Source organism: Arsenicicoccus sp. UBA6765 (assembly GCF_002453335.1).
GTDB lineage: Bacteria > Actinomycetota > Actinomycetes > Actinomycetales > Dermatophilaceae > Arsenicicoccus > Arsenicicoccus bolidensis.
On record NZ_DKGR01000049.1, the window covers coordinates 1,179 to 25,167 of the forward strand.

Sequence of the window (23,989 nt, forward strand, 5' to 3'; positions counted from 1 at the left end):
GGAGAGGCGGTCACGGTGACGGTGACGGTCTCGGACGGCGACGACGGAGCGGGAGCGGACGTGGACGTGGCCGTGGCGGAGCCCGCCGGTGATGACCCCGCAGCGGTGCTGCCCGTCGTGCTCGGATCGCCTCCGCCGCACCCCGCGAGGGCGATCGTGAGGGCCACGAGGCCCGCTGCCAGGAGCGGCTTCATCGTCCCAGGGTGGCAGGGCGACGGCCGACCCGCCAGGGGCGCGATCGGCTCAGTCCGGCAGGAGCGCGCGTATGACGCGACCGGGGTCGCCCGCCCGCATCACCTCGCCCATGACGGCCACCCCGTGCGCACCCGCGCCCATGGCCTCGGCGGCCGTCTCGCCCGAGATGCCGCCCAGCGCAAGGACCTTCGTCTCGCCGAGGGGCACCGCATCGATGACCCGGCGAAGCCCTGCGGGTCCGAGCGCGGGGCCGTAGCCCGGCTTGGAGGCGGTTGCGGCATACGGCGAGAGCGTGACGTAGTCGCACCCCTGCTCCACCGCAGCACGCAGCTCGGCCACGTCGTGGGTCGAGCGCCCCACCAGCGACGCGTGCGGCGGGACGGGATCGCTGCGTCGCAGGTGCACGCCGTCCGCCACCGCGCCCCACGCCGCCGCGGCAGGCAGGGGCGCCGCCACGACGAGCCGACCACCCACCGGCCGCAGGAGGCCGGCGAGCGACGTGGCGAGGGCGAGTCGCTGGTCGTCGGGCAGGTCGCGCTCGCGCAGGCACACCCAGCACGCCCCGGCATCGATGCAGCGCTCGACCTGCTCGACCAGCGACCGGCCGGCCGGCAGCTGCGAGCGGTCGGTGAGGACCAGCAGCCGGGAGGGCATCAGTCGATGCGGCCCTGCATGGGGGAGGACGCGAGAGCGTGGCGTCGGACCGGGATGCGGCCGGCGCCATGGGCGAGGCGCCCAGCGATGGTCGCGTGGCGGATGGCGGCGGCCATCGCGGCGGGGTGCTCGGACCGGGTGACGGCGGACGCGACGAGCACGGCGTCGCAGCCGAGCTCCATGGCGAGGGCGGCGTCCGAGGCGGTGCCGATGCCTGCGTCGAGCACCACGGGCACGGTGACGGCCTCACGGATCAGCTCGATGTTGTGCGGGTTGCGGATGCCGAGGCCCGAGCCGATGGGGGAGCCCAGCGGCATGACGGCGGCGCAGCCGAGATCGGCGAGCCGACGCGCGATCACGGGGTCGTCGGTCGTGTAGGGCAGCACCGTGAACCCGTCGTCGACGAGCCGTTCGCACGCGTCGAGGAGCTCGACGACGTCCGGGAGCAGGGTGCGGTCGTCGGCGATGACCTCGACCTTGATCAGGTCGGTGCCGAGCGCCTCCCGGGCGAGCTGGGCGGTGAGCACGGCCTCCCGCGCGGTGTAGCAGCCGGCCGTGTTGGGCAGCAGCCGGCACCCGAGGCGGCGGAGCAGGCCGAGCGTGTCGTCCTTGCCGGTGGTCGAGATGCGGCGCATGGCCACGGTGACCAGGCTCGGCTCGGCGGCGAGCACCGCGGCCTTGAGGTCGGCGATGCGCCGCGAGCCGCCCGTGCCGAGGAACAGCCGGGACGAGAGCTCGTGCCCGCCGACCACGAGCGGGTCGTCCAACGGTGTGGCGCCCGCCGGGGCGTGAGGAGTGGTGGGGGACATGGCGGCTCAGCCTCCCTGCATGGCGGTGACGATCTCGACCTGGGCGCCGTCGTCGAGGGTGCGGCCCTGCCAGCGTCCGCGGGGGACGACGGTGTGGTCGACGGCCACGGCGATGCCGTCGGGGGTCAGGCCGAGCTCGGCGACGAGGCCGGTGATGTCGAGCCCGTCTGCGACGGAACGGCTCTCGCCGTTGACGGTGATGGTCATGGGCTGTCCTCAGGGTGGTGACGGGAGGGAGGTGGGTAGCGGGTGGCGGCGAAGGGGGTCGCCTCGGCGATGTCGGTGACACCGTCGAGCACGAGGTCGGTCACGAGGTCGGCGGTGACGGGGGTCAGCAGCATCCCGTGGCGGAAGTGACCGGTGGCGACGACCAGGCCGGGCGTGCCGACGAGTCCGAGCAGGGGTCCGTTGTCGGGGGTGCCGGGGCGCAGCCGGGCGACGGCGTCGACCAGCGTCAGCTCACCGACCTCGGGCAGCAGGGTGGTGGCGGCGCGCAGCAGCTCCAGCAGGCCGCGCCCGGTCACGTCGGTGTCGCCCAGCTCCTCGGACGTCGCGCCGATCACGAGCTCGCCGGTGATGCGGGGGATGAGATAGACGTGGTCGCCGTGCACCGTCCCCCGGACCGTGTGGTCGAGGAGGCCTCGGGCTCCGCCCATGCGCAGGATCTGCCCCTTGACCGGGCGCAGCGGCAGGGTGACCAGCTCGGCGACGCCCGGGACCGCACCGCTGTCGACGCCCGCCGCGAGGACCACGGTGTCGCAACGGGACTCGCGTGGCGTGTCGTGGTCGCAGGACGCCACCGCGACGACCCGTCCGTCCTCGACGACCGGCGCCCCGCGCCGCGCGACCAGCTCCACCCCGGCCCGGACCCCCGCCGCGCGGAGCCCCTGCACCACGAACCGGTTGTCGACCCACAGGTCGCTCTCGACGAGCAGCGCGGTACGCGCACCGGGCGCGAGAGCGGTAGCCACCCGACGCAGCTCGCGTGACGAGAGCCGTTGGTAGGGAAGGGAGTAGCGCTCCAGCAGGTCGGCGGTCCGCCATACCTCGCGGGCGTCGTCGAGATCCATCCCGACGTGCAGGGCGCCCTCGGTGTGCAGGTCGGGCGAGATGTCCGACGCAGCCTCGAGCCGCGCGGCGAAGTTCGGCCACCGGGCGTGCGACGCGAGCGCCAGGGCGAGCAGGTCCTCCTCCTCGTAGGTCGCCTCGCTGACCGGAGCCAGCATGCCGCCGGCGGCGTGCGAGGCTCCCTGGCCCGGCGCGGGATCCCACAGCTCGACGTCCGCCCCGCGGCTCGCCAGCGACCACGCGCAGGCGAGACCGATGACGCCGCCACCGAGGACGACGACCCTGGGGCCGGGTGAGGACATCTGCGCTCCGATCTCCCTGACCCGCATGACCGGGCCGGTGCAGCGGTCGAGACCAGGCGTCAGGTCTCCTCTCAGCCCGGTGCACCGGGCTCCCGCGAGGACCCCACCATCCTAGGCCGGGCGCATCGTGCCCGTCTGCATGAACCGCTCGTGCCAGCTGAACGCCTCGCCCAGCAGGTGAGGCGTCTGCATCCCCCACGCGCCGCGCTGGGCCCGGTCGAAGTAGTCCTGCAGCATCGGCCGGAAGTCGGGGTGCGCGCAGTGGTCGATGATCCGCTGCGCCCGGCGCCGCGGGGAGCAGCCGCGCAGGTCGGCAAGACCCTGCTCGGTGATCAGGACCTGCACGTCGTGCTCGGTGTGGTCGACGTGCGTGACCATCGGGACGATGCAGGACAGGGCGCCGCCCTTGGCCGTCGACGGCGTGACGAAGGTCGACAGGAAGGCGTTGCGCGCGAAGTCGCCGGAGCCGCCGATGCCGTTCTGGATCCGCGAGCCCATGATGTGCGTCGAGTTCACGTTGCCGTAGATGTCGGCCTCGATCAGTCCGTTGCTGGCGATGACCCCGAGCCGGCGGATCACCTCGGGGTGGTTGGAGATCTCCTGCGGACGCATGATGATCCGCTTGCTGAAGAAGTCGATGTCGTCGTTGAACCGCTGAACTCCCTCGGGGGACAACGAGAACGCTGTCGCGGACGCCACCTCGATGGTGCCGTTCTCGATCAGGTCGAGCATGCCGTCCTGCAGCACCTCGGTGTAGGCCTGCAGCCCCTTCCACGGGGACTCCGACAGCCCGGCGAGCACCGCGTTGGCGATGTTGCCGACGCCGCTCTGCAGGGGGAGCAGCTTCTCCGGCATACGGCCGGCCCGGACCTCGGACTGCAGGAAGTCCATCAGGTGACCGGCGATGGCCTTGGAGTCGTCGTCGAGCGCCTTGAACGCCGTGTTGCGGTCGGGGGCGTCGGTCTCGACGATCCCGATGATCTTGTCCGGCGGGCAGCGGAAGAAGGGGTCCCCGATGCGGTCGGCGGCGTCGGTGATCATCACGGGCTTGCGGTGGGGCGGCAGGGCGGTGCCGTAGTAGATGTCGTGCATGCCCTCGAGCTCCATCCGCTGCCAGGCGTTGACCTCGAGGATCACCGTGTCGGCCTGGTCGATCCAGGTCTTGTTGTTGCCCACGGATGCCGACGGGAGCAGCGTGCCGTCCTCGTTGACCGCGGCCACCTCGACCAGCGCGACGTCGAGCTTGCCGAGGAAGCCCTCCCAGGTCATCTGCGCGACGTGCGAGAGGTGGACGTCGATGTACTCCATCGTGCCGGCGTTGATCTTGGCGCGGCTGATCGGGTCGGACTGGTAGGGGAGCCGCAGCTCCACGCCGTCGGCCTCGGCCAGCGCGCCGTCCAGCTCCGGGGCCGTCGAGGCGCCCGTCCACACCCCGACCCGGAAGTCGTCGCCGCGCTGGTGGGCGGCGGTCATCCGGTCGGCGAGCGCCTTGGGGACGGCCTTGGGATAGCCCGCGCCCGTGAACCCGCTCATCCCGACGTTGTCGCCGTGGCTGATGAGAGCGGCCGCGTCATCGGCCGTCATGATCTTGCTGCGGAGGGCGGGGTTGGCGACGCGGGAGCTCATCGAGATCACCTCGGGGGTCGGTCCTTGGGGTCGGTCCAACCCTAGGACCGGGGTCGGTCGGGTGATGCGGTGGGGTGGCCCTTGGCGCGGTGACGGACGGCGAGGCCGTATGCCGGGAAGGGGGACCCGGCATACGGCCTCTGCGTGCTGTGTTTGTCTGGGGTGACGCTGGGGTTACTGGACGGTGATGTCGTCGAAGACGAAGCTGGACTGGGCGGAGGAGTCCTCGGTGGCGCTGATCTTGAGGGTGACGGCCTGGCCGGCGTAGCTGGACAGGTCGACGGTCTTCTGGACGTAGCCGTTGGTCTTGGTCAGGTTGGAGTAGGACGCCACGGCGGAGCCGTTGATGGTGACGGTGGCCTTGTCGTAGGCGGTGTAGCTGGAGGTCTCGGCGCTGTCGACGGCGACCCAGTAGGTGAGCTTGTGGCCGGCGGGGACGGTGAGGGTCTGCTGCTCGTACTCGGTGGCGGTGGCGCCGTTGCCGCCGAGCCAGAGCTTCCAGGTGCCGGTGTGGGCGGGGCGTCCGGCGTTGTTGGTGATGGGGCCGGTGGTGCCGGTCCAGCCGGTCTGGCCGGACTCGAAGCCACCGTTGACGACCGCGTTGCTGCCCGGGGTGGGCGTCGGTGTCGGGGTCGGCGTCGGGGTGGGCGTCGTGCCGCCGGGTCGCGTGCCGCCGATGGCGTCGATGGCCGACAGGATCTGCGAGCGGTAGGCCGAGATCTTGGTGTAGTGCCCCGCGTCGTTGGCGCGGGCGCAGCCGACGCCCCACGAGGTGATGCCGACCTGGACGTCACGGCCGTAGGCGTTCTTGGCGAAGAGCGGGCCGCCGGAGTCGCCGTTGCAGGTGTCCGTGCCGGCCGTGCCGTTGCCGGAGGCGCAGATCTCGGCGTCGGCATAGGGGAGGCAGCCGCTGCCGGTGTGCAGGGGGAGGTCCACCTGCTGGAGGTACTGCGTGCTCGCGCCGCCCTCGGTGAGCCGGCCCCAGCCGATGGCGGTGAACCAGGGGGAGCGGTCGAGCGACGTGTCCGGGGTGATGGGGGCGAAGGTCGTGATCGTGGACGGGCGGTCCAGCTTGCCCACCGCCCAGTCGCCCTTGCGCGGTCCGGCGCCCGTCTTCCACGTGACCACCTTGCGGGACTCACCCTGGGTGTAGTCGACCTTGCCGATGAGGGCCTGGACCGTCATCGTCGAGGGGGTCTCGTCGAGGCAGTGCTGGGCCGTCAGGACGGTGTCGGGGCTGATCAGGGTGCCGCCGCAGCCGAAGGTGCCACCGGAGGTGGTCATCTTGATCTTGACGGCCATGGGCCACCGGCCCTCGGGGGCCTGACCCCCGCCGACGATGGGGTTGATGGGGGCCGAGGCCGGAGCGTCGGCCTGGGCGAGGGGGGCGAGCGCCCCGGCGCCGAGCGTGACGACGGCGGCGGTCGCGAGGGACATGAGGGCAGGGCGTGGCACAGTCAGATGGCGCATCGATGACTCCTGTGGGTGAGCACGGCCTGGGGATGGGAGGGCCGTATGGGGGATCATCCTGGACCGTCTTGCAGGCTGTGTAAAGACCTTCTGGCCACCGATTGTTTCTTGATCGGTCAACACGCCACGAGATACGCGGAGGGCACGTCCCGTCACGGAACGTGCCCTCTGTCCAGGTTGGCGCCGTCGTCAGCGCGGCGGCATGCGCAGCGCCCCGTCGAGCCGGATCACCTCGCCGTTGAGCATGGGGTTGGCGATGATGTGCTCCGCCAGCTCCGCGAACTCCTCCGGGCGGCCCAGGCGTGACGGGTGCGGGACCATGGCGCCGAGGCTGGCGCGCGTCTCCTCCGGCATGCCCGCCATCATCGGGGTCTCCATGGTGCCCGGGGCGATGGTCATGACCCGGATGCCCTTGTCGGCGAGGTCCCGGGCGGCGGTGAGCGTCAGCCCGACGATGCCCGCCTTGGAGGAGGCGTATGCCGCCTGCCCGACCTGCCCGTCGTAGGCCGCGATCGAGGCGGTGCTGATGATGACGCCCCGGTCCCCGTCGACCGGCGCGTTGTCGACCATGGCCGCCGCCGCCAGGCGCATGACGTTGAAGGTGCCGACGAGGTTGATGTCGACGACGGTCCGGAACTTCTCCAGCGCGAGGGGCCCACCCCGCCCCACGACGCGACCCGGTGTGGCCACGCCCGCGCAGGACACCGCGATCCGCAGCTCACCGAGCGTCGCGGCGACGTCGACGGCGGCCTGCACCCCCACCTCGTCCCGCACGTCGGCGGGGCAGAAGCGCACGCGTTCGCCCAGCTCCGCCGCGACCTGCGCCCCGTGCGAGGACTCGAGGTCGACGATGACGACGGTCGCGCCGGCGGCGTGCAGGGCGCGGGTGGTGGCCTCGCCGAGGCCCGAGCCGCCGCCGGTGACGAGGGCTACGGTCTGGTCGGTGATCTTCACGAAATGTCCTGTCCTGGAGGGATGTTGACGATCGGATGATAGGTCTGGCCGCAGCCGGACGAGCTCAGCCGCGGAGCAGCGCCCGCGAGATGACGAGGCGCTGGATCTGGTTGGTCCCCTCGAAGATCTGGGCGACCTTGGCCTCGCGCATGTAGCGCTCGACGGGGAAGTCCATCGTGTAGCCCGCGCCGCCGAGCACCTGCACCGCGTCCGTGGTGACCTTCATCGCCGCGTCGGTGGCCGTGAGCTTGGCGACCGACGCCTGCTTGCCGACGCTGCGCCCGGCGTCCTTCATGCGGGCGGCCATCAGATAGGTCGACCGCGCCTGGTGGACGGCGGCCTCCATGTCGGCGAGCAGGAAGGCCAGGCCCTGGAACTCGCCGATCGTCCGCCCGAACTGCGCCCGCTCCTTGGCGTAGCGCACGGACACGTCCAGCGCGGCCTGGGCCAGACCCGTGGCGCACGCCGCGATGCCGAGACGTCCGGCGTCGAGGGCGGCCAGCGCGATCGGCATACCCTGACCCTCGGCACCGATGCGACGACCCTCGTCGACCTCGACCCCCTCGAGGTAGACCTGGCGGACCGTGTCGCAGTGCAGGCCCATCTTGCGCTCGGGCTCGGCGAAGCCCAGCCCCGCCGCGTCCCCCGGCACGATGAAGCAGGACAGGCCCTTGGCGCCCTCGTCGCTCGTGCGGGCGAAGGTCGTGTAGAAGTCGGCGTGGCCGGCGTGCGAGATCCAGGCCTTGGTGCCGCGCAGGGCGTAGGGACCCGAGTCCCCTTGGCGCGTGGCCCGGGTCGTCATCGAGGCGACGTCGGACCCGGCCTGCGGCTCGGACAGGCAGTAGGCCCCGAGCTGCTCGCCCGAGAGCATCCCGGCCAGCAGGTCGCGCTGCTGCTCCTCGGTGCCGTAGGTCGCGACCGGGAAGCAGGTCAGCGAGTGCACCGACACGCCCACGGCCACCGACATCCAGGCGTAGGCGATCTCCTCGACCACCTGCAGGTAGACCTCGTAGGGCTGGCCGCCGCCGCCCAGCTCCTCGGGGTAGGCCAGCGTCAGCAGGCCCGACCTGCCGAGCAGCGTGAAGGTCTCGCGGGGGAACTCGTGGGCGGCCTCCATGGCATCGACCTGGGGCGCGAGCTTGTCGCGGCAGATCTCGCGGGTGAGGTCGATGAGGTCCTGGGACTCGTCGTTGGGCATCAGGCGCTCGGCTGGCATGCCCTGAGGATAGGACTTGACGTCGCGGAAGGCGCAGGCCCGGGAGCGCTGCCCGGGGCCCGCAGCGACCGTGATCTACAGCACGGAGACCTGCAGCACGCAGACCTACAGCACGATCTCGGCGATCTGCCGGACGGTGCGGGCGTTGCCGTGGATGACCATCGTGGTGACCAGCGACTCCTCCCACGCGGCGAGCTCGTCCTTGATCTTGGCGACCGGCCCGACGAGCGCGATCCGCGACACCATCTCGGTCGTGACGGCGGCCATGGCCTCCTCCTTGCGGCCGGCCAGGAACAGCTCCTGGATCCGCGCGCACTCTGCCTCGAAGCCCAGGCGCGCGACCGCGTCGTAGTGGAAGTTCTGGCCCTTGGCGCCCATCCCGCCGACGTAGAGGGCGACGTGCGGCCGCAGGCGGTCGGCCGCACGCTCGACGTCCTCGTCCACGACGACCTGCACCGGCAGCGGCACCTCGAAGCCGTCCGGGTGCCCCCCGCGCGCGGCGAAGCCCTCGTCGAGGCAGTGGCGGTAGAAGGAGTCCTCGTAGGGGGAGTAGAACAGCGGCAGCCAGCCATCGGCGATCTCGGCCGCGAGGGCGACGTTCTTGGGCCCCTCGGCAGCGACGAGGATCGGGATGGTCTCGCGGACGGGGTGCAGCGTGGACCTGAGCGGCTTGCCGAGGCCGGTCCCGCCCTCGATCGGCACCTGGTAGTGCCGGCCGGTGTGCTGCACGACGTCGCGACGCATGGCGGTGCGCAGGATCTCGACATACTCCCTGGTCCGGGCGAGGGGCTGCCGGTAGGGCTGGCCGTACCACCCCTCGACGACCTGCGGGCCGCTGGCGCCGATGCCGAGCGCGAACCGTCCGTCGGAGAGGTGGTCCATGGTCATCGCGGCCATGGCGGTGGCGGCGGGGGTGCGCGCCGACATCTGCATGACGGCGGTGCCCAGGGTGAGGCGCGTGGTGCGGGCGCCGAGCCAGGCGAGGGGGGTGAGGGCGTCGGACCCGTAGGCCTCGGACGTCCAGACGGAGTCGAACCCGCACTCCTCGGCGGCCGTGACCGCCTCCTCGACCCCCTCGGGCTTGCCCGCGCCCCAGTAGCCCAGTCCTAGTCCCAGCTTCATCGCCTGCTCCTCACCGTTGGATTACCGGTCAGTATGCCCGGGGTGCCCGGGCGGGACCAGGACGGGGCCGTATGACGAACCCCACCCGCTCGCGCGCAGGACGGTCCATCCACAGACGGTGAGGACGGCGTGGCGGCGGATCGAGTGGATCTCACCGCTCGGCTCGTCAGGGGTGTGGGAGAGCCGCGGGGCCGAGTCGGCAGCTGGCAGCCGTCCGACCTTAGGGCTCAAGGTGTCGCCGCGGCCCCGTCGAGGCAACTTTAAGCGTTAAGGTTGCCACAGGGCATCTTAGGGCATCTCGACGAAAGGCTAGCGACTATGGGCACGTGGGAGCAGGCGTGGTGGGACTCGTCCGAGCCCAGCCTGCCTCGGCGCGAGCGGCGTTCGGGGCCCTACCCGCGATATGTGCCGGACCTGCTGGTCGGCGCCGCGCTGGCTCTCGACCCGGAGACGGATCGGCTCGTCGCGGAGGCCGAGCGGCGTGTGCGTTCGCTCGACGGGGACCTTCGAGATCTTGCCGGGATCTCCCGCTTCCTCCTGCGCTCCGAGGCGATCGCGTCGTCGCGCATCGAGGGGATCGCGCCGTCCGCCCGAAATGTGGCGCTCGCCGAGCTGGGTCAGAGCGAGGAGGTCAAGGGGGTCGGCGAGCAGGCGCAGATGGTTGCGAACAACATGACCGTCGTCCGTGAAGCGACCACCCGCCTCGTCGGCGTCGATCACGTGGCGGTCGAGGACATCGAGGCCCTGCATCGGTCCCTTCTCCCCCGGGAGGAGCACCACCACGGGCTGCGGCAGGTGCCGAACTGGATCGGCGGCTCTGACTGGCATCCCCTCGACGCCGACTTCGTCCCTCCCGACCCCGAGCGAGTGCCCGCCCTCATGCAGGATCTCGTCGCCTATCTCGCCGGAGGACTGCACTCGCCTATCGCCCAGGCGGCGCTGGCGCACGCCCAGTTCGAGACGATTCACCCCTTCACCGACGGCAACGGCCGGGTGGGCCGCGCACTCATCCACACCGTGCTCGCCCGCCGCGGACTGACTCGCGACGCGGTGCTGCCCATCAGCCTCGTCCTGTCGACGATGCGCAGCCGGTATGTCGAGGGACTGACGACATACCGGGTCGCCGCCAGTGCGGACTCGGTGACAGGGATGGCGGTGCGCTCGGCCTGGATCGCCGTCTTCTCGACGGCGACGATCCTTGCCTGTGACCAGGCGGAGCGGATCGCGAGCGAGCTGGCGGCTCTGCGCGCTGACTGGGACACGAGGATTGCGGAGGAGCGGACGAAGAAGGGTGCCACCCGCGGCCTGCGTAGCGATTCGGCCACGGCGGCGATCCTCGCGGACCTTCCTGCGACGCCAGTCCTCACCGTAGCCACCGTGGTCCGGATCCACGGCGTCTCGCGGACCGCAGCCGGGAAGGCGCTGGACGAGCTCTACGTAGCACGGATCCTGACGAGGAAGGCCATCGGGCCGGGGCGGCAGGCCTACGTGGCCGACGACCTCCTCGACATGATCACCTGGGCCGAACGTCGGCTCGCGAGCACCCGCTTCGACACGAGACAGAGCGCGCCTCACCGCGGCGCTCCCACAGCCCCTCCGGCAAGGCCCGCTCATGACTGACTCCGACAGGCTCATCGACAAGCTCTGGCCCTGCTGCGATGTCCTGCGCGGGATCGCCTGCGAGAAGCTCTGAGAGCTCAGCGGCTGCGGCCGTCAGTGCTGGGAGGGGGCGAAGGCGCGGCGCGGGTCGACGACCTGCAGCGTGGGGTACTTGGGGGCGCGGCCGTCGCCGGACGACCGGCCGGTGAGGCGGCGCTGGACCCAGGGGCCGACGTAGGTGCGGGCCCACTCGACGTTGCCGCGCAGCGCCTCGGAGCGGGCGGGTGCGGCCATGGGCGGCAGCGGCGTGCGCCAGTCGGCGAGCTCGGGCGGGAAGCCCAGCGACTGGAAGGCCTCGGCGGCGACGCGCTCGTGGCCGTCCGGCGTCATGTGGATGCGGTCCTCGGACCACATGCGCCAGTCTTTGAGCGGCGTGAGGGCCCACTGGTTGAGCAGGTAGCACTCGTGCCGCTGCGCGATGGCCACGATGTGCGCGATGTAGGTCGCCACGCGGCCGCGAGTCAGGCCGACGAGGGGGGCGTCCTTGGGGTCGGTCGGGGTCGCCATGAGGACGTCGGCGCCGGTCGCGCGGATGCGGGCGACCGCCTCCTCCAGGCGGGACGCCAGCGCGTCGATGTCGGCGCGTGGTCGCAGGATGTCGTTGCCGCCGCCCACGATCGACACGAGGTCGGGCTCCAGCGCGAGCGCGTCGTCGACCTGCCGGGTCACGATGTCGTCGAGCAGGCGGCCCCGGATGGCGAGGTTGGCGTAGCGCAGCTCCCGGTCGTCCTTGGCGGCCACGACGGCCAGCATCGCCGCGAGGCGGTCCGCCCATCCGGCATACACGTCACCGTCGGGAGAGGCCGGGTCCGGGTCGCTCATCCCCTCGGTGAAGGAGTCGCCGATGGCGACGTAGCGGCCCCAGGACCTCGGATCACGGGCGATGCTCACGGGAGCCTCCAGTCGATGGGTTCGGCGCCCTGCTCCTGCAGGGCGGCGTTGGCGCGGCTGAACGGTCGCGAGCCGAAGAACCCGGCGTGCGCCGACAGGGGTGAGGGGTGGGCGGACTCGATGCATGGTATGCCGGGAAGGTGGGGCGCCAGGTTGCGGGCGTCGCGACCCCACAGGATCGCCACGAGAGGGCCGCCGCGCTCGACCAGCGCCGTGATCGCGCAGGCCGTGACGGCCTCCCAGCCCTTGCCCCGGTGGCTGGCAGGCTTGCCGGGCTGGACCGTGAGGACGCGGTTGAGCAGCAGCACGCCGTGGTCCGCCCACGGCGACAGGTCGCCCGAGCCTGGCTGGGGGACACCGAGGTCCGTCGTCAGCTCCTGATAGATGTTGACCAGCGAGCGGGGGATCGGGCGCACGTCCGGGGCGACCGAGAAGGACAGGCCCACCGCGTGACCCGGGGTGGGATAGGGGTCCTGGCCGACGATCAGCACCCGCACGTCGGGCAGCGGCTGCTCGAAGGCGCGCAGCACGTGGGCCCCGGCCGGGAGGTAGGGGCGACCCGCCGCGACCTCGGCCCGCAGGAAGTCCCCCATGGCCCGCACCTGGTCGGCCACCGGCTCGAGGGCCGTCGCCCACGTGGGGTGGACGATCTCGGACAGCGGCTGGGGCGGGGTCACGGCGACCACCCTAGACGGATCCCGGCGCCATCAGGTGTCGCTCAGGGTCCGGCCAGGGGTTTCCCCTGGCCCTGACGCAGCGTCAGGCCAGTAGCGTCGAGGGAGCAGCGGTCGGCCTCCCGGCTGGACCGCCACCGGACTCGCGGCAGCGGGGACCTATCGGAGGGGATGTCAGGGATGGGACTGTTCAAGAGGCAGCAGCCACGTCACGCACGACAGCAGACGGAGCCGGTGGTCGAGGCCGGCGACCCGCGCGAGACGGCGGCCACGCACGAGACGGTGGCCACGCACGAGACGGTGGCCACGCACGAGACGGTGGCCACCCGGGAGGTCCGCGCGCCGGCATACGAGCAGCGGGCGGTCCAGGGCGAGGTCGCCGCCTCGACGCGGGGCCTGGCCAAGGTCTATGGGCAGGGCGACGCCCGGGTGGTCGCGCTCGGGGGCGTCGACATCGCGTTCGAGAAGGGGCGGTTCACCGCCGTCATGGGACCGTCGGGGTCCGGCAAGTCGACCCTGATGCACTGCGCGGCCGGGCTGGACGCGCCGACCGCCGGGCAGGTCTTCGTCGGGGACACCGAGATCGGCGGCCTCAAGGACAAGGACCTGACCGAGCTGCGGCGCGACCGCATCGGCTTCGTCTTCCAGGCCTTCAACCTCATCCCGACCCTGACGGCGGAGGAGAACATCCTGCTCCCGCTGTCGATCGCCGGGCGCAAGCCGGACCCGGAGTGGTACGACACCGTCATCGACACCGTCGGGCTTCGAGACCGGCTGCGGCACAAGCCGTCCGAGCTGTCCGGCGGCCAGCAGCAGCGCGTCGCCTGCGCCCGCGCGCTGGCCAGCAAGCCCCAGATCATCTTCGCCGACGAGCCCACCGGCAACCTCGACTCCCGCTCCGGGGCCGAGATCCTCGGCTTCCTGCGGCGCAGCGTCGACGAGTTCGGTCAGACGATCGTCATGGTCACCCACGACCCCGTGGCCGCGGCCTACTGCGACCGCGTCGTCTTCCTCGCCGACGGCGAGCTCGTCGACGAGCTGCAGAGCCCGACCCGCGAGGACGTGCTCGACACCATGGCCCACCTGGACGAGCTGGTCCAGGGGCGCCGCCAGCCCCAGCGGGCAGGCTGACCCGCCATGCTCCGCACATCGTGGAAGTCCCTGATGGGCCGCAAGCTGCGGCTCCTCATGAGCGCCTTCGCCATCGTCCTCGGGGTGTCCTTCGTCAGCGGCTCCCTGATCTTCACCGACATGCTCGGCAGCACCTTCAACGGCATCATGAACGGCACCGTCGCCGACGTGAACGTCCAGCCCAAGGGCTCGTCGGCCGGGGGCGCGACGTCCGGGTCCCGCAGCGTCCTCACCCGCGCCCAGATCGACCGGATCGGCCAGGTGGAGGGCGTCCGGTCGTCCGTGGGCGCCATCACCGTCACCGACGCCTACCTCGTCGGCAAGAACGGCAAGGTCCTCGCCACCGTGGGGCCGCCGTCCATCGGCGGCAACGTCATCACCGAGCCGGCCTTCGGCGGCCAGCAGGGCATGGTCGTCAAGAGCGGACGGACGCCCCAGCGGGAGGGTGAGGTCGCGATCGACCCCGCCTCCCTCGAGAAGTCCGGCTACCGGTTGGGCGACACCATCGCCATCGCCAGCTCGGGGGCCGAGCCCACCATGCGGGCGACCATCGTCGGGACGGTCCTGTGGGGCTCCAAGGGGTCCACGGCGGGCGCGACCTACGCGATGTTCGACGACCGGACCGCGCAGCAGCAGTGGATGGGCGGCAAGGACGCCTACCAGGCGGCCTGGGTCACGGCCGAGCCCGGGCAGGACGTCGACGCCCTGGCCGAGCGGGTCCGCGCCCTGACGCCGGCCGGCTACGAGACCCTGACGGGCGCCGAGCTGGCCAAGAAGAGCGAGGACCAGGTCGGGCAGGCGCTGTCGTTCATCTCGACCTTCCTGCTCGTCTTCGCCGGCATCGCCCTCGTCGTCGGGTCCTTCCTCATCGTCAACACCTTCTCGATCCTCGTCGCGCAGCGCTCCCGCGAGCTGGCGCTCCTGCGGGCCATGGGGGCGAGCCGGCCGCAGGTGCGCCGGGCCGTGCTCTTCGAGGCGTTCGTCGTCGGGCTCGTCGGCGCCACCCTCGGGCTGCTGCTCGGCCTGGGGATCGCCCAGGGCATCTCGGCGATGTTCTCGACGTTCGGCCTCGACATGGGGTCCACCCCACCTCGGCTCACGCTGCAGGCGGTGGCGGCGTCATACGTCGTGGGTCTGCTCGTGACGATGCTCGCGGCCTATGTCCCGGCCCGCAAGGCGTCCTCGGTGCCCCCGGTCGCCGCCATGACCGGTGACGCGCTGACCGGCCGGTCCGACCTCGGACGACGGCTGGCCATCGGCCTGACCCTGACCGGCCTGGGCGTCGCCGGGCTGCTCGCCGGGCTCTTCTGGGAGGACGCCCCCGGGCGCACGTGGTGGATCGGGGCCGGCGCGCTCCTGACGCTGCTCGGCGTGGCCTTCACCTCGCCGGTGCTGGGCAAGCCGGTCCTGTGGGGCCTCGGCCGGGTCTACCGCGGGATGTTCGGCCAGGTCGGAGCGCTCGCCGAGACCAACGCCACCCGCAACCCACGCCGCACGGCCGCCACCGCCTCGGCCCTGATGATCGGCCTGACCCTCGTGACCACGATGGCGGTGCTCGGCCAGTCGGCCAAGACCTCGCTGACGGGCATCATCGAGGGCGGGCTCCGCGGGGACTACATGTACTCCAACCCGGCCTTCCAGCCCTTCTCGCCCGCCATCGCCGACCAGGCGGCCAAGGTCGACGGGGTGGCCAGTGTGCACCGCATGCGGATGGCGTTCGGGACGCTCGGGGGCGAGCAGACGATCCTGGGAGCGATGGCGCCGAGCGACTTCGACAAGATCTTCAAGCAGGAGGCCGGCCGGGGCTCGCTCGCGGACTTCCGCAAGGGCACGGTCATGGTGCCCGAGAAGATGGCGACCGACAAGGGCTGGGCGCTCGGGCAGAAGGTCGACGTCGCGCTCCCCAGCGGGCCGCTGCCCCTGACCCTCGCGATGACCTACCAGCAGGACGAGGGGATGGACGGCGGGCTCTACACCACCCTAGACACCCTCGCGGACGCCGGGGTGCCGGCGACCGACATGCGCGTGGTGGTGGACGTGGCGGACGGCGCCGACAAGGCCAAGGTCCGTCAGCAGCTGGAGACCATCGTCAAGGACCTGCCCATGGTGACGGTCAAGGACAACCAGGAGTTCGCCAAGACCCAGACCGGGCAGATCGACCTGCTGCTCAACATGATCTACGCCCTGCTCGGGCTGGCGATCGTCATCGCCGTGCTCGGCATCGTCAACACGCTAGCCCTGTCCGTCATCGAGCGGACGCGCGAGATCGGGCTGCTGCGGGCGATCGGCCTGCGGCGGGGACAGCTGGGGCGGATGATCCGGCTCGAGTCGGTGGCGATCGCGCTCCTCGGCTCGGTGCTCGGTCTCGGCATGGGGCTGCTCTTCGGTTTCGCGCTGGTCCGGGCGCTCGAGGGCGACGGGCTGTCCCTGCACGTGCCGTGGGTGCAGCTGCTGGCCTTCCTCGTCGTCGCGGGGATCGTGGGGGTGCTGGCCGCGCTGTGGCCGGCCCACCGCGCCGCGCGGATGGACGTGCTGCGGGCGATCCAGACCGAGTGAGCCGGGGCCATGTGGGTGATCGGGGGCGCGGCACGAATGACATGCGTGTGATTCGGCCGCTACCCTGAGGCTCATGAGCGCCGCACTGCACCCCACGTCGGCCGAGCGTCCCGTCGCCTCCCTCAGCGACCGGGAGCGCGAGATCCTCGCGTTCGAGCGCCAGTGGTGGAAGTACGAAGGCGCCAAGGAGCAGTCCGTCAAGGAGCTGTTCGACATGAGCGCGACGCGCTACTACCAGGTGCTCAACGCCCTGATCGACACGCAGGCGGCCCTGGAGCACGACCCCATGCTCGTCAAGCGGCTGCGGCGCATGCGCGCCCAGCGGCAGCGCGCCAGGTCAGCACGCCGGCTCGGCGTCCAGCTCTGACCCCCACAGACCCGTAGGCCCCCGTCCTCGCACAGGACGGGGGCCATCGGCATCCCGGGGGCCGGGAGTAGATTCGCGGGCATGCGCACCGGACCCACCAACACCCTCGTCGACGTCGCCGGGTTCCGGGTCGGTCACGCGACCCGGGACGAGACGGGCTGGCTGACCGGGACCACCGTCGTGCTCCCGCCGGACGGCGGCTGCGTCGCCGGCGTGGACGTGCGCGGCGCGGCCCCCGGGACCCGCGAGACCGACCTGCTCGACCCGCGCAACCTGGTCGACCGGGTCGACGCCGTGGTCCTGTCCGGCGGTTCGGCCCTCGGGCTCGCCGCGGTCGACGGCGTCGTCCAGGGGCTGCTGGAGGACGGCATCGGGTGGCCCATGGGCTCGCCCGGGCAGGTCGTGCCCATCGTCCCCGCAGCGGTCGTCTTCGACCTCGGGCGGGGCGGCGAGTGGCGGCACCACCCCGGCTTCCGGGACGGTCAGGCCGCGTATGCCGATGCGCGCGACTCGGGTGCGCGGCCGGTGCCGATGGGCGCCGTCGGTGGCGGGACGGGCGCCAAGGTCGGGGGCTTCAAGGGCGGCGTGGGCTCGGCGTCGTGCGTGCTCGACGACGGCGTGACGGTGGCCGCCCTGTGCGTGGTCAACGCCATCGGGTCCGCCGTCGACGAGACCACGGGCGAGCTGTGGGGAGCGCGGCACGAGCTTGACGAGGAGCTCGCTGGGCTCAGGTCACCGTCCGCGCAGGACGTCGCGGCGTCACGCGTGGCAGCAGGGAGCCTGCCGGAGCGGTTCGCGGGCATGCCGGGCATGGCGACGACGATCGGCGTGATCGCGACGGACGCGCGGCTCACCAAGGCGCAGTGCCAGAAGATGGCGGGCGTCGGGCACGACGGCCTCGCGCGGGCGCTCAAGCCGGTCCACACCTACTTCGACGGCGACACCCTCTTCGCCCTCGGCTCGGGGCGCCACGAGCGAGAGCTGTCCCTGCCCGAGCTGGCCCTGCTCTTCGAGGCCGGGGCGGACTGCGTGACGCGTGCGGTGGTGCACGCCGTGCTGGCGGCCGAGTCCGTGGACCGCACGGCGGACGGCGGCGCGGCCTGGCGCTCCTACCGGGCCGCGTTCCCCTCGGCATACGGCTGACTGACTGGATGACTGACCGACTGACGTGGCCGGACCGGCCGAGCCTCGCGGAGTCTGGGAGAGTGGTCGTATGACGGAGCAGTGGGACACACCGGAGAAGCTCGCCGCCATGCGCGACGCCACCGAGGCGACCGTGCCGGGGTGGCGACGGCCCGCCCTGTGGGGCGTCGGGATCAGCGCAGCGTCGTCGGAGCCGGAGTGGGAGTTCCCGTGCGTCAACCAGGGCGGGGCCTACCTGCCCGCGGTGGTGCTCGGGCGCCTCGTCCGCCACTCGCAGACCACCGAGACGCTGCCGGTGACCGTGGACGTGCTGCGACGCGCGATCGACGACCTCTCACCGGCCGAGGCCTGCACCACGGTCGACCACCCCAACCTCGTCGCCTGGCGGTGGCTGCTGGCGGAGGTCGAGTCCAACCCGGCGCGCGATCTCGTCGTGGTCTACGTCGACGACCTGGACGACCCCGTGAGCAGCGAGGCCGACGGCGATCTGAGGGCCGCGGCCTCCTGACAACCGGCCTGACAGGACCCGAGCGGCCCGCCGACGCAGGTCACGCTGGGTCGATCGGCGTCACGGACGCGATTTCTTCAGACGCGGAGGGTAACGCTCGTCATACTTGATGCAGAGGACGCGCCGGCGCCCGCTCGTCGAAGGCTCCGCGAGGCGATGGCCGAGAGCCGTCAGCAGGAGGAATACTTCCGCAGCCTCGTCCAGGACTCGCAGGACGTGATCATGATCTGCGACGGGCGTGGGGTGCTGGAGTACGTCTCACCCGTCGCCGAGCGGGTGATCGGGACCGAGGAGGCCCTCCGCAGCGTCGACGACCCGCGGTCCTCGACGCTGGCCGAGGTGCTGCTCGTCGATCCCACCGTCGTTACGGAAGCGCTGCGCCTGGCGAAGGACGAGGGGTCCGCGTTGTTCGACGTCCAGACCGACGGTCGGGTCCTCGAGACCTCGGTCGCCCCGCGTCCCGACGGGTTCGTGGTCGCCGTGCGCGACGTCACCGCGCGGGTAAGCTGTGCGAGCCGCTGCACGCGCTCGCCTACAACGACACCCTGATCGGGCTCGCCAACCGTCCCCAGCTGCTGGAGCGCCTCGGTGAGCTGCTGGACGACCCGGTGGAGCGCTCCGAGGTCGCCCTGATCTTCGTCGACCTCGACCGGTTCAAGCAGGTCAACGACTCCAGCGGGCACCACGCCGGAAACGCCCTCCTGCGCGAGGTCGCCGCGCGGATCACCGGCGTGACCGGGCCCGGGCGCCTGCTCGCCCGCCTCGGCGGGGACGAGTTCGCCGTGGTGGCGTCGGCCGGCATCGAGGAGGCGACGGAGCTGGCCGGTCACGTGCACGACGCCCTCGCTCGGCCGTACGGCCTCCTGGACCGGGTGCACCAGGTCGGCGCGTCGATCGGCGTCGCGGTGGCGGAGCCGGGGGAGCCCCGCCTCGCCCCGGAGGAGCTCCTGTAGCGGGCGGACCTCGCGATGTATGCCGCGAAGCAGGCGCACGAGGCCTGGCGTGCCTACGACCCCGGCATGCGGGCCGCCGTGGAGCGCCGCGCCGACGCCGACCACGAGATCACGAGGGCCTGGGGAGCTGACTCCGTCCGCCTCTACCTGCAGCCCATCGTGCGCACGCACGACCTCACGGTGCACTCGGTGGAGGCGCTGCTGCGGTGGGTGGGTGCCGACGGCCGGGTCGTCGGCCCCGCGACCGTGCTGGACTACGCCACCCGCACCGGGCAGATGACGCGCCTCACCCAGTGGGTCGTCTCGGGCACCGTGGAGTCCCTGAGGCGCATCGGGTCTGGTGGTGTCCCGGTCTCGATCAACCTGCCCACCGCGCTGCTGGACGTCGAGGACGTGGCGCCGAGGCTCGAGGACACGCTGCGTCGGGGCGGGCTCCGACCCGCCGACGTGCACCTCGAGCTCACCGAGGAGGCGATGGTCGATCGCGGCCCTCGGTCCGCGGAGACGATGCAGAACCTGCGTGCCCGGGGTTTCCGGGTCTACGTCGACGACTTCGGGACCGGTTACTCGTCACTGAGCTATCTCGTCCACCTGCCGATCGACGGGATCAAGATCGACCGTGCGTTCGTGCGAGACCTGCCCACCTCCGTCGCGGCCCGGTCCATCGTCCGCGCGCTCGTAGCCGTCTCCGAGGAGCTGGGGGTCGAGCTCGTCGCCGAGGGCGTCGAGACGGGGGCGGAGGCCGCGTGGGTCGAGCGCCTCGGGGTCCCCCTGGCCCAGGGCTTCTGGTACGCCCGCCCCGCCGACGCCGCGCGGCTCCCCAGCCTGCGGGAGCTGGCGTCCTGGGGGTCCTTCATGGGCGCCGGAGGCGTCCGGCATACGACACCGTCGTCATTTGCACTCGGGGGTGCCGAGTGCTAATCATGGTGTTAGCACTCTCCTAGCGAGAGTGATAAGAGCCCGGTCGTATGACGAGGTCCGGGGCCCCCAGGTGATGTGAACCCGGTGGCCACGAGCCGTCCGTCGCGGGCGTCCTGCGACCGACACATCCGTTTCGTGTGGGAGGAAACCCCCGAATGGCCAAGCTGATTGCCTTCGACGAGGAGGCCCGCCGCGGTCTCGAGCGCGGCATGAACATCCTTGCCGACGCCGTCCGCGTCACCCTCGGCCCCAAGGGCCGCAACGTCGTCCTGGAGAAGAAGTGGGGAGCCCCCACCATCACCAACGACGGCGTGTCCATCGCCAAGGAGATCGAGCTCGAGGACCCGTACGAGAAGATCGGGGCCGAGCTCGTCAAGGAAGTTGCCAAGAAGACCGACGACGTCGCCGGTGACGGCACCACCACCGCGACGGTCCTCGCGCAGGCCATGGTCAAGGAGGGCCTGCGCAACGTCGCGGCCGGCTCCAACCCCATGGCGCTGAAGCGCGGCATCGAGACCGCCGTGAAGGCCGTCTCCGCCGAGCTGCTCGACATGGCCAAGGACATCGAGACCAAGGAGCAGATCGCCTCCACCGCCTCGATCTCCGCCGCTGACCCCCAGATCGGCGAGCTCATCGCCGAGGCCATGGACAAGGTCGGCAAGGAAGGCGTCATCACCGTCGAGGAGTCCAACACCTTCGGCCTCGAGCTCGAGCTCACCGAGGGCATGCGCTTCGACAAGGGCTACATCGCGCCCTACTTCGTCACCGACACCGAGCGCATGGAGGTCGTCCTCGAGGACCCCTACGTGCTCATCGTCAACTCCAAGATCTCGGCGATCAAGGACGTCCTGCCGCTGCTCGAGAAGGTCATGCAGTCCGGCAAGCCGCTCGCGATCATCGCCGAGGACGTCGAGGGCGAGGCCCTGTCCACGCTGATCGTCAACAAGATCCGCGGCACCTTCAAGTCCGTCGCCGTCAAGGCCCCGGGCTTCGGTGACCGTCGCAAGGCCATGCTCGGCGACATCGCCATCCTCACCGGTGGCCAGGTCATCTCCGAGGAGGTCGGCCTCAAGCTCGACACCACCGAGCTCGACATGCTCGGCCGGGCGCGCAAGGTCGTCGTCACCAAGGACGAGACCACGATCGTCGAGGGTGCCGGCGACGCCGACCAGATCGCCGGTCGCGTCGCGCAGATCCGTTCCGAGATCGACCGCAGCGACTCCGACTACGACCGCGAGAAGCTCCAGGAGCGCCTCGCCAAGCTCGCCGGTGGCGTCGCCGTCATCAAGGCGGGCGCGGCCACCGAGGTCGAGCTCAAGGAGCGCAAGCACCGCATCGAGGACGCGGTGCGCAACGCCAAGGCTGCCGTCGAGGAGGGGATCGTCGCCGGTGGTGGCGTGGCCCTGCTGCAGGCCACCGACGCTGCCTTCGCCAAGCTCTCGCTGGAGGGCGAGGAGGCCGTGGGCGCCAACATCGTCCGCGTCGCTGCCGAGGCTCCGCTCAAGCAGATCGCGATCAACGCCGGTCTCGAGGGTGGCGTCGTGGCGGAGAAGGTCCGCCACCTCACCCCGGGCGAGGGCCTGAACGCCGCCACGGGCGAGTACGTCGACATGATCAAGGCCGGCATCATCGACCCGGCCAAGGTCACCCGCTCCGCCCTGGAGAACGCCGCGTCCATCGCCGCGCTGTTCCTCACCACGGAGGCCGTCATCGCCGACAAGCCGGAGAAGGCTGCGGCGGCGGCGCCTGGTGGCGACGACATGGGTGGTATGGGCTTCTGACGAAGCATGTAGGTGAGGCCTAGTCCCGAGGAACGAGGGACACGGCCGAGCCGGAGTGCGAGGAAGAAGCCCGATCAAGCTCAGGCTTCTGACGCCAGACGGAGCCCGATCAAGCACAGGCTTCTGACGCACGAGATTCACGAAGGGCGGCTCACCGATCACGGTGGGCCGCCCTTCGCGTGCGCAGCTGCTGCACATACCGGGTCGAGCGTGAACCGGGGTGTTGTGCCGCAACGGAATTCGTCCGGGACGAGCTCCGATGTGCAGCAGTTGTGCGCGCTGCCGACCGTCGGTGGGCGCTCGCCGTGCCTGCGAGCGCACCTCGGCGCACCAGCCGGGTCGTATGCCGGCCCGCCGGGCACGTGAGCGACGTCATGTCGTCCGAAACGTGGGTGGACGTGCGCTCCAGGGCCCGGTCGGGGGAGAGTCGTGGTCGGACCACGTCGACGACACCGCAGGAGCCCCAGCATGATGCCGCGCAAGGACACCTTCCTCGCCTGCGTGGTCATCCTCATCTGGGGCGTGAACTTCGTGGCGGCGAAGTACGGCATGGAGGTGATCCCGCCGCTGCTGTTCGCGGCGCTGCGGTTCACGCTGGTCGCGTTCCCCGCGGTGCTGTTCGTCCGGCCGCCGGGCAACGGGTGGCGGACGGTGCTGGCGTGCGGAGCGACGATGTCGGCGGGGCAGTTCGCGCTGCTCTACACCGCGATGAACCTCGGGATGCCGGCGGGGCTGGCGTCGCTGGTGCTGCAGATCCAGACGGTGTTCACGGTGACGATCGCGGCCCTGGTGCTGCGGGAGCTGCCGACGCGCTGGCAGGTGGCGGGCATCGCCATCGGGGTGCTCGGCATGGTCGTGGTGGGGTGGGAGTTCATGGTGGCGGCGCCGGTGCTGCCGTTCGTGATGACGATCGCGGCCGCCGCGTCGTGGGGGATGGGCAACGTGCTCACCCGTCGCCGTCCGCCGCGGGACGGCTTCTCGCTGGTGGTCTGGTCGGCCCTGGTGGCGCCGCTGCCGCTGCTCGGTCTGTCGCTGTGGCTGGAGGGCTGGGAGCGGGACCTGCATGCGCTGACGCACCTGACGCTGACGTCGGTGCTGGGGCTGGCGTTCGTCACCTACGGCGCCTCGATGGCGGGCTACGGCCTGTGGAACCTGCTGCTGTCGCGCCATGCGGCGTCGACGGTGTCGCCGTGGTCGATGTTCGTGCCGGTCATCGGCACGGTCGCCGCCTACTTCTACAACGGTGAGACCCCGACGGTCCTCGGCCTGGTCGGGGCGGTGGTCATCATCGTCGGCGTGCTCATGGCCCTCGGTGTGATCGGCCCGCGTCGACGGCCACGGTCGGACCTGCCGGACCGGGAGCACCCGGCTTCAGAGCCCGCGGGTCTCTGAGGCTCGGGCCGCCTCGGGCGACCGGCTCCTGGCGACGCGCCCGGTCCAGGGCCCGGTTCCCGGTTCCGCCAGACCGTCGAGGGACACCGAACCGGAAGAAGGCCGCGGCGGGGCTGGGGGACCCCCCCGCCGCGACCCTCCCGACCCGGGCGGGCCGAGCCCGTGGGCCCGCCCGGGAGCTCGTGGGGTCAGCGGAACATCGCGGTGTTGGCCTGCTCGGTGTCGGCATACTGCACCCCGGCCTGCTGGAGCAGCCGGTTGATCGACTCCAGCGACTCGCGCACCTGCGACTGGGTGCCGCGCCACTGCGCGATGACCCCCTGGAAGCCGGCGGAGGCGCTGCCCTGCCAGGCGTCCTGCAGGGCGGTCAGGCGGCCCATCATGGCCCCGACCTGCGTCTCGATCTCCGCGGAGATCTGGCCGATGTCGGCCGAGGCCGCCGAGATGCGCTCGGTGTCGACGGTGAAGGTTGCGCTCATGTCCGAATCCTCTGCTCGCGTTCGACCCTGGTGGCCCGTCCGTCCGGTGTGCCCGGACCGGCTGAGAGCAACTCTGCCCCGCCCGGCCCGTGACCTCGTCCGCTCATCCACAGGCGGG

The 23,989-nt window shown here is 71.6% G+C and carries 23 protein-coding genes and 1 pseudogene; 11 read left to right on the forward strand and 13 right to left on the reverse strand.

Annotated features, from left to right (window positions below):
• From B4K29_RS13040 to B4K29_RS13085, 10 genes and pseudogenes are all read right to left on the reverse strand, one after another.
• Positions 1-194 (reverse strand): annotated as a pseudogene (locus tag B4K29_RS13040) (SGNH/GDSL hydrolase family protein); the annotation flags it as partial.
• A 49-nt stretch (positions 195-243) separates the two neighbouring features.
• Positions 244-849, reverse strand: a complete 606-nt coding sequence (locus B4K29_RS13045) for a thiamine phosphate synthase (RefSeq protein ID WP_286960618.1) — start codon at positions 847-849, stop codon at positions 244-246.
• Entirely contained in the window at positions 849-1,658 is an 810-nt protein-coding gene (locus B4K29_RS13050; RefSeq protein ID WP_286955478.1) for a thiazole synthase, read from the reverse strand. The genes B4K29_RS13045 and B4K29_RS13050 overlap by 1 nt, the downstream gene beginning before the upstream one ends.
• A gap of 6 nt (positions 1,659-1,664) precedes the next feature.
• On the reverse strand, positions 1,665-1,865 hold the full coding sequence (gene thiS / locus B4K29_RS13055) for a sulfur carrier protein ThiS (RefSeq protein ID WP_239262935.1): 201 nt from the start codon (positions 1,863-1,865) through the stop codon (positions 1,665-1,667).
• Positions 1,862-3,028 (reverse strand): glycine oxidase ThiO, encoded by a 1,167-nt coding sequence (thiO, locus tag B4K29_RS13060; RefSeq protein ID WP_286967629.1) that lies wholly within the window; start codon positions 3,026-3,028, stop codon positions 1,862-1,864. Before thiO ends, thiS begins: the two co-directional genes overlap by 4 nt.
• A gap of 111 nt (positions 3,029-3,139) precedes the next feature.
• On the reverse strand, positions 3,140-4,654 hold the full coding sequence (locus tag B4K29_RS13065; protein WP_286967631.1) for an acetyl-CoA hydrolase/transferase family protein: 1,515 nt from the start codon (positions 4,652-4,654) through the stop codon (positions 3,140-3,142).
• Between the two features lie 174 nt (positions 4,655-4,828).
• Positions 4,829-6,124: a trypsin-like serine protease gene (locus B4K29_RS13070; RefSeq protein WP_286967633.1), complete on the reverse strand. Its 1,296-nt coding sequence runs from the start codon at positions 6,122-6,124 to the stop codon at positions 4,829-4,831.
• 189 nt (positions 6,125-6,313) lie between these two features.
• Positions 6,314-7,078, reverse strand: a complete 765-nt coding sequence (locus B4K29_RS13075) for an SDR family NAD(P)-dependent oxidoreductase (RefSeq protein WP_286967634.1) — start codon at positions 7,076-7,078, stop codon at positions 6,314-6,316.
• Positions 7,079-7,142: 64 nt separating this feature from the next.
• A complete protein-coding gene (locus B4K29_RS13080) occupies positions 7,143-8,294 on the reverse strand; it encodes an acyl-CoA dehydrogenase family protein (protein ID WP_286960624.1) in 1,152 nt (383 codons plus the stop codon).
• 105 nt (positions 8,295-8,399) lie between these two features.
• Entirely contained in the window at positions 8,400-9,416 is a 1,017-nt protein-coding gene (locus B4K29_RS13085; RefSeq protein WP_286967636.1) for an LLM class F420-dependent oxidoreductase, read from the reverse strand.
• Positions 9,417-9,734: 318 nt separating this feature from the next.
• Between B4K29_RS13085 and B4K29_RS13090 the strand changes: the two genes are divergently transcribed.
• Positions 9,735-11,036 (forward strand): Fic family protein, encoded by a 1,302-nt coding sequence (locus B4K29_RS13090; protein ID WP_286967639.1) that lies wholly within the window; start codon positions 9,735-9,737, stop codon positions 11,034-11,036.
• Positions 11,037-11,129: 93 nt separating this feature from the next.
• Here the strand turns inward: B4K29_RS13090 and B4K29_RS13095 are convergent, their stop codons facing one another.
• Positions 11,130-11,966 carry an SGNH/GDSL hydrolase family protein gene (locus tag B4K29_RS13095; RefSeq protein WP_286956046.1) on the reverse strand — a complete coding sequence of 279 codons (837 nt, stop codon included), beginning with the start codon at positions 11,964-11,966 and terminating at the stop codon, positions 11,130-11,132.
• Positions 11,963-12,643, reverse strand: a complete 681-nt coding sequence (locus tag B4K29_RS13100) for a uracil-DNA glycosylase (RefSeq protein ID WP_037210818.1) — start codon at positions 12,641-12,643, stop codon at positions 11,963-11,965. The genes B4K29_RS13095 and B4K29_RS13100 overlap by 4 nt, the downstream gene beginning before the upstream one ends.
• A gap of 177 nt (positions 12,644-12,820) precedes the next feature.
• Here B4K29_RS13100 and B4K29_RS13105 point away from each other — a divergent pair, with 177 nt between their 5' ends.
• From B4K29_RS13105 to B4K29_RS13150, 10 genes are all read left to right on the forward strand, one after another.
• The gene (locus B4K29_RS13105; protein ID WP_313666843.1) at positions 12,821-13,771 is read left to right on the forward strand and encodes an ABC transporter ATP-binding protein; all 951 of its coding nucleotides are present in this window, start codon (positions 12,821-12,823) and stop codon (positions 13,769-13,771) included.
• A gap of 6 nt (positions 13,772-13,777) precedes the next feature.
• Positions 13,778-16,327 (forward strand): ABC transporter permease, encoded by a 2,550-nt coding sequence (locus B4K29_RS13110; RefSeq protein WP_286967640.1) that lies wholly within the window; start codon positions 13,778-13,780, stop codon positions 16,325-16,327.
• A gap of 73 nt (positions 16,328-16,400) precedes the next feature.
• Positions 16,401-16,694 carry a DUF3263 domain-containing protein gene (locus B4K29_RS13115; RefSeq protein ID WP_019284360.1) on the forward strand — a complete coding sequence of 98 codons (294 nt, stop codon included), beginning with the start codon at positions 16,401-16,403 and terminating at the stop codon, positions 16,692-16,694.
• An 81-nt stretch (positions 16,695-16,775) separates the two neighbouring features.
• Positions 16,776-17,837 (forward strand): P1 family peptidase, encoded by a 1,062-nt coding sequence (locus tag B4K29_RS13120; protein ID WP_286960632.1) that lies wholly within the window; start codon positions 16,776-16,778, stop codon positions 17,835-17,837.
• 70 nt (positions 17,838-17,907) lie between these two features.
• A complete protein-coding gene (locus B4K29_RS13125; RefSeq protein WP_286967643.1) occupies positions 17,908-18,345 on the forward strand; it encodes a hypothetical protein in 438 nt (145 codons plus the stop codon).
• Between the two features lie 156 nt (positions 18,346-18,501).
• Positions 18,502-18,894 carry a PAS domain S-box protein gene (locus B4K29_RS13130; RefSeq protein WP_286967646.1) on the forward strand — a complete coding sequence of 131 codons (393 nt, stop codon included), beginning with the start codon at positions 18,502-18,504 and terminating at the stop codon, positions 18,892-18,894.
• A 26-nt stretch (positions 18,895-18,920) separates the two neighbouring features.
• Positions 18,921-19,298, forward strand: coding sequence for a diguanylate cyclase domain-containing protein (locus tag B4K29_RS13135; protein WP_286967666.1), 378 nt, complete (start codon positions 18,921-18,923; stop codon positions 19,296-19,298).
• 15 nt (positions 19,299-19,313) lie between these two features.
• On the forward strand, positions 19,314-20,219 hold the full coding sequence (locus B4K29_RS13140) for an EAL domain-containing protein (RefSeq protein ID WP_286967648.1): 906 nt from the start codon (positions 19,314-19,316) through the stop codon (positions 20,217-20,219).
• A gap of 155 nt (positions 20,220-20,374) precedes the next feature.
• On the forward strand, positions 20,375-22,000 hold the full coding sequence (gene groL, locus B4K29_RS13145) for a chaperonin GroEL (RefSeq protein ID WP_029212475.1): 1,626 nt from the start codon (positions 20,375-20,377) through the stop codon (positions 21,998-22,000).
• 468 nt (positions 22,001-22,468) lie between these two features.
• Positions 22,469-23,392 carry an EamA family transporter gene (locus B4K29_RS13150; RefSeq protein WP_019284353.1) on the forward strand — a complete coding sequence of 308 codons (924 nt, stop codon included), beginning with the start codon at positions 22,469-22,471 and terminating at the stop codon, positions 23,390-23,392.
• A gap of 188 nt (positions 23,393-23,580) precedes the next feature.
• On the opposite strand, the gene B4K29_RS13155 is transcribed toward B4K29_RS13150, so the two are convergent.
• The gene (locus B4K29_RS13155; protein WP_019284352.1) at positions 23,581-23,871 is read right to left on the reverse strand and encodes a WXG100 family type VII secretion target; all 291 of its coding nucleotides are present in this window, start codon (positions 23,869-23,871) and stop codon (positions 23,581-23,583) included.
• Between the last annotated feature and the right edge of the window lie 118 nt (positions 23,872-23,989).

What these genes read in the sequence shown, in the direction of transcription:
- B4K29_RS13045 (WP_286960618.1), bottom strand. Translation starts at nt 849, where the DNA reads ATGCCCTCCCGGCTGCTGGTCCTCACCGACCGCTCGCAGCTGCCGGCC.
- B4K29_RS13050 (WP_286955478.1), bottom strand. Translation starts at nt 1,658, where the DNA reads ATGTCCCCCACCACTCCTCACGCCCCGGCGGGCGCCACACCGTTGGAC.
- thiS (WP_239262935.1), bottom strand. Translation starts at nt 1,865, where the DNA reads ATGACCATCACCGTCAACGGCGAGAGCCGTTCCGTCGCAGACGGGCTC.
- thiO (WP_286967629.1), bottom strand. Translation starts at nt 3,028, where the DNA reads ATGTCCTCACCCGGCCCCAGGGTCGTCGTCCTCGGTGGCGGCGTCATC.
- B4K29_RS13065 (WP_286967631.1), bottom strand. Translation starts at nt 4,654, where the DNA reads ATGAGCTCCCGCGTCGCCAACCCCGCCCTCCGCAGCAAGATCATGACG.
- B4K29_RS13070 (WP_286967633.1), bottom strand. Translation starts at nt 6,124, where the DNA reads ATGCGCCATCTGACTGTGCCACGCCCTGCCCTCATGTCCCTCGCGACC.
- B4K29_RS13080 (WP_286960624.1), bottom strand. Translation starts at nt 8,294, where the DNA reads ATGCCAGCCGAGCGCCTGATGCCCAACGACGAGTCCCAGGACCTCATC.
- B4K29_RS13085 (WP_286967636.1), bottom strand. Translation starts at nt 9,416, where the DNA reads ATGAAGCTGGGACTAGGACTGGGCTACTGGGGCGCGGGCAAGCCCGAG.
- B4K29_RS13090 (WP_286967639.1), top strand. Translation starts at nt 9,735, where the DNA reads ATGGGCACGTGGGAGCAGGCGTGGTGGGACTCGTCCGAGCCCAGCCTG.
- B4K29_RS13105 (WP_313666843.1), top strand. Translation starts at nt 12,821, where the DNA reads ATGGGACTGTTCAAGAGGCAGCAGCCACGTCACGCACGACAGCAGACG.
- B4K29_RS13110 (WP_286967640.1), top strand. Translation starts at nt 13,778, where the DNA reads ATGCTCCGCACATCGTGGAAGTCCCTGATGGGCCGCAAGCTGCGGCTC.
- B4K29_RS13115 (WP_019284360.1), top strand. Translation starts at nt 16,401, where the DNA reads ATGAGCGCCGCACTGCACCCCACGTCGGCCGAGCGTCCCGTCGCCTCC.
- B4K29_RS13120 (WP_286960632.1), top strand. Translation starts at nt 16,776, where the DNA reads ATGCGCACCGGACCCACCAACACCCTCGTCGACGTCGCCGGGTTCCGG.
- B4K29_RS13125 (WP_286967643.1), top strand. Translation starts at nt 17,908, where the DNA reads ATGACGGAGCAGTGGGACACACCGGAGAAGCTCGCCGCCATGCGCGAC.
- B4K29_RS13130 (WP_286967646.1), top strand. Translation starts at nt 18,502, where the DNA reads ATGGCCGAGAGCCGTCAGCAGGAGGAATACTTCCGCAGCCTCGTCCAG.
- B4K29_RS13140 (WP_286967648.1), top strand. Translation starts at nt 19,314, where the DNA reads ATGTATGCCGCGAAGCAGGCGCACGAGGCCTGGCGTGCCTACGACCCC.
- groL (WP_029212475.1), top strand. Translation starts at nt 20,375, where the DNA reads ATGGCCAAGCTGATTGCCTTCGACGAGGAGGCCCGCCGCGGTCTCGAG.
- B4K29_RS13150 (WP_019284353.1), top strand. Translation starts at nt 22,469, where the DNA reads ATGATGCCGCGCAAGGACACCTTCCTCGCCTGCGTGGTCATCCTCATC.
- B4K29_RS13155 (WP_019284352.1), bottom strand. Translation starts at nt 23,871, where the DNA reads ATGAGCGCAACCTTCACCGTCGACACCGAGCGCATCTCGGCGGCCTCG.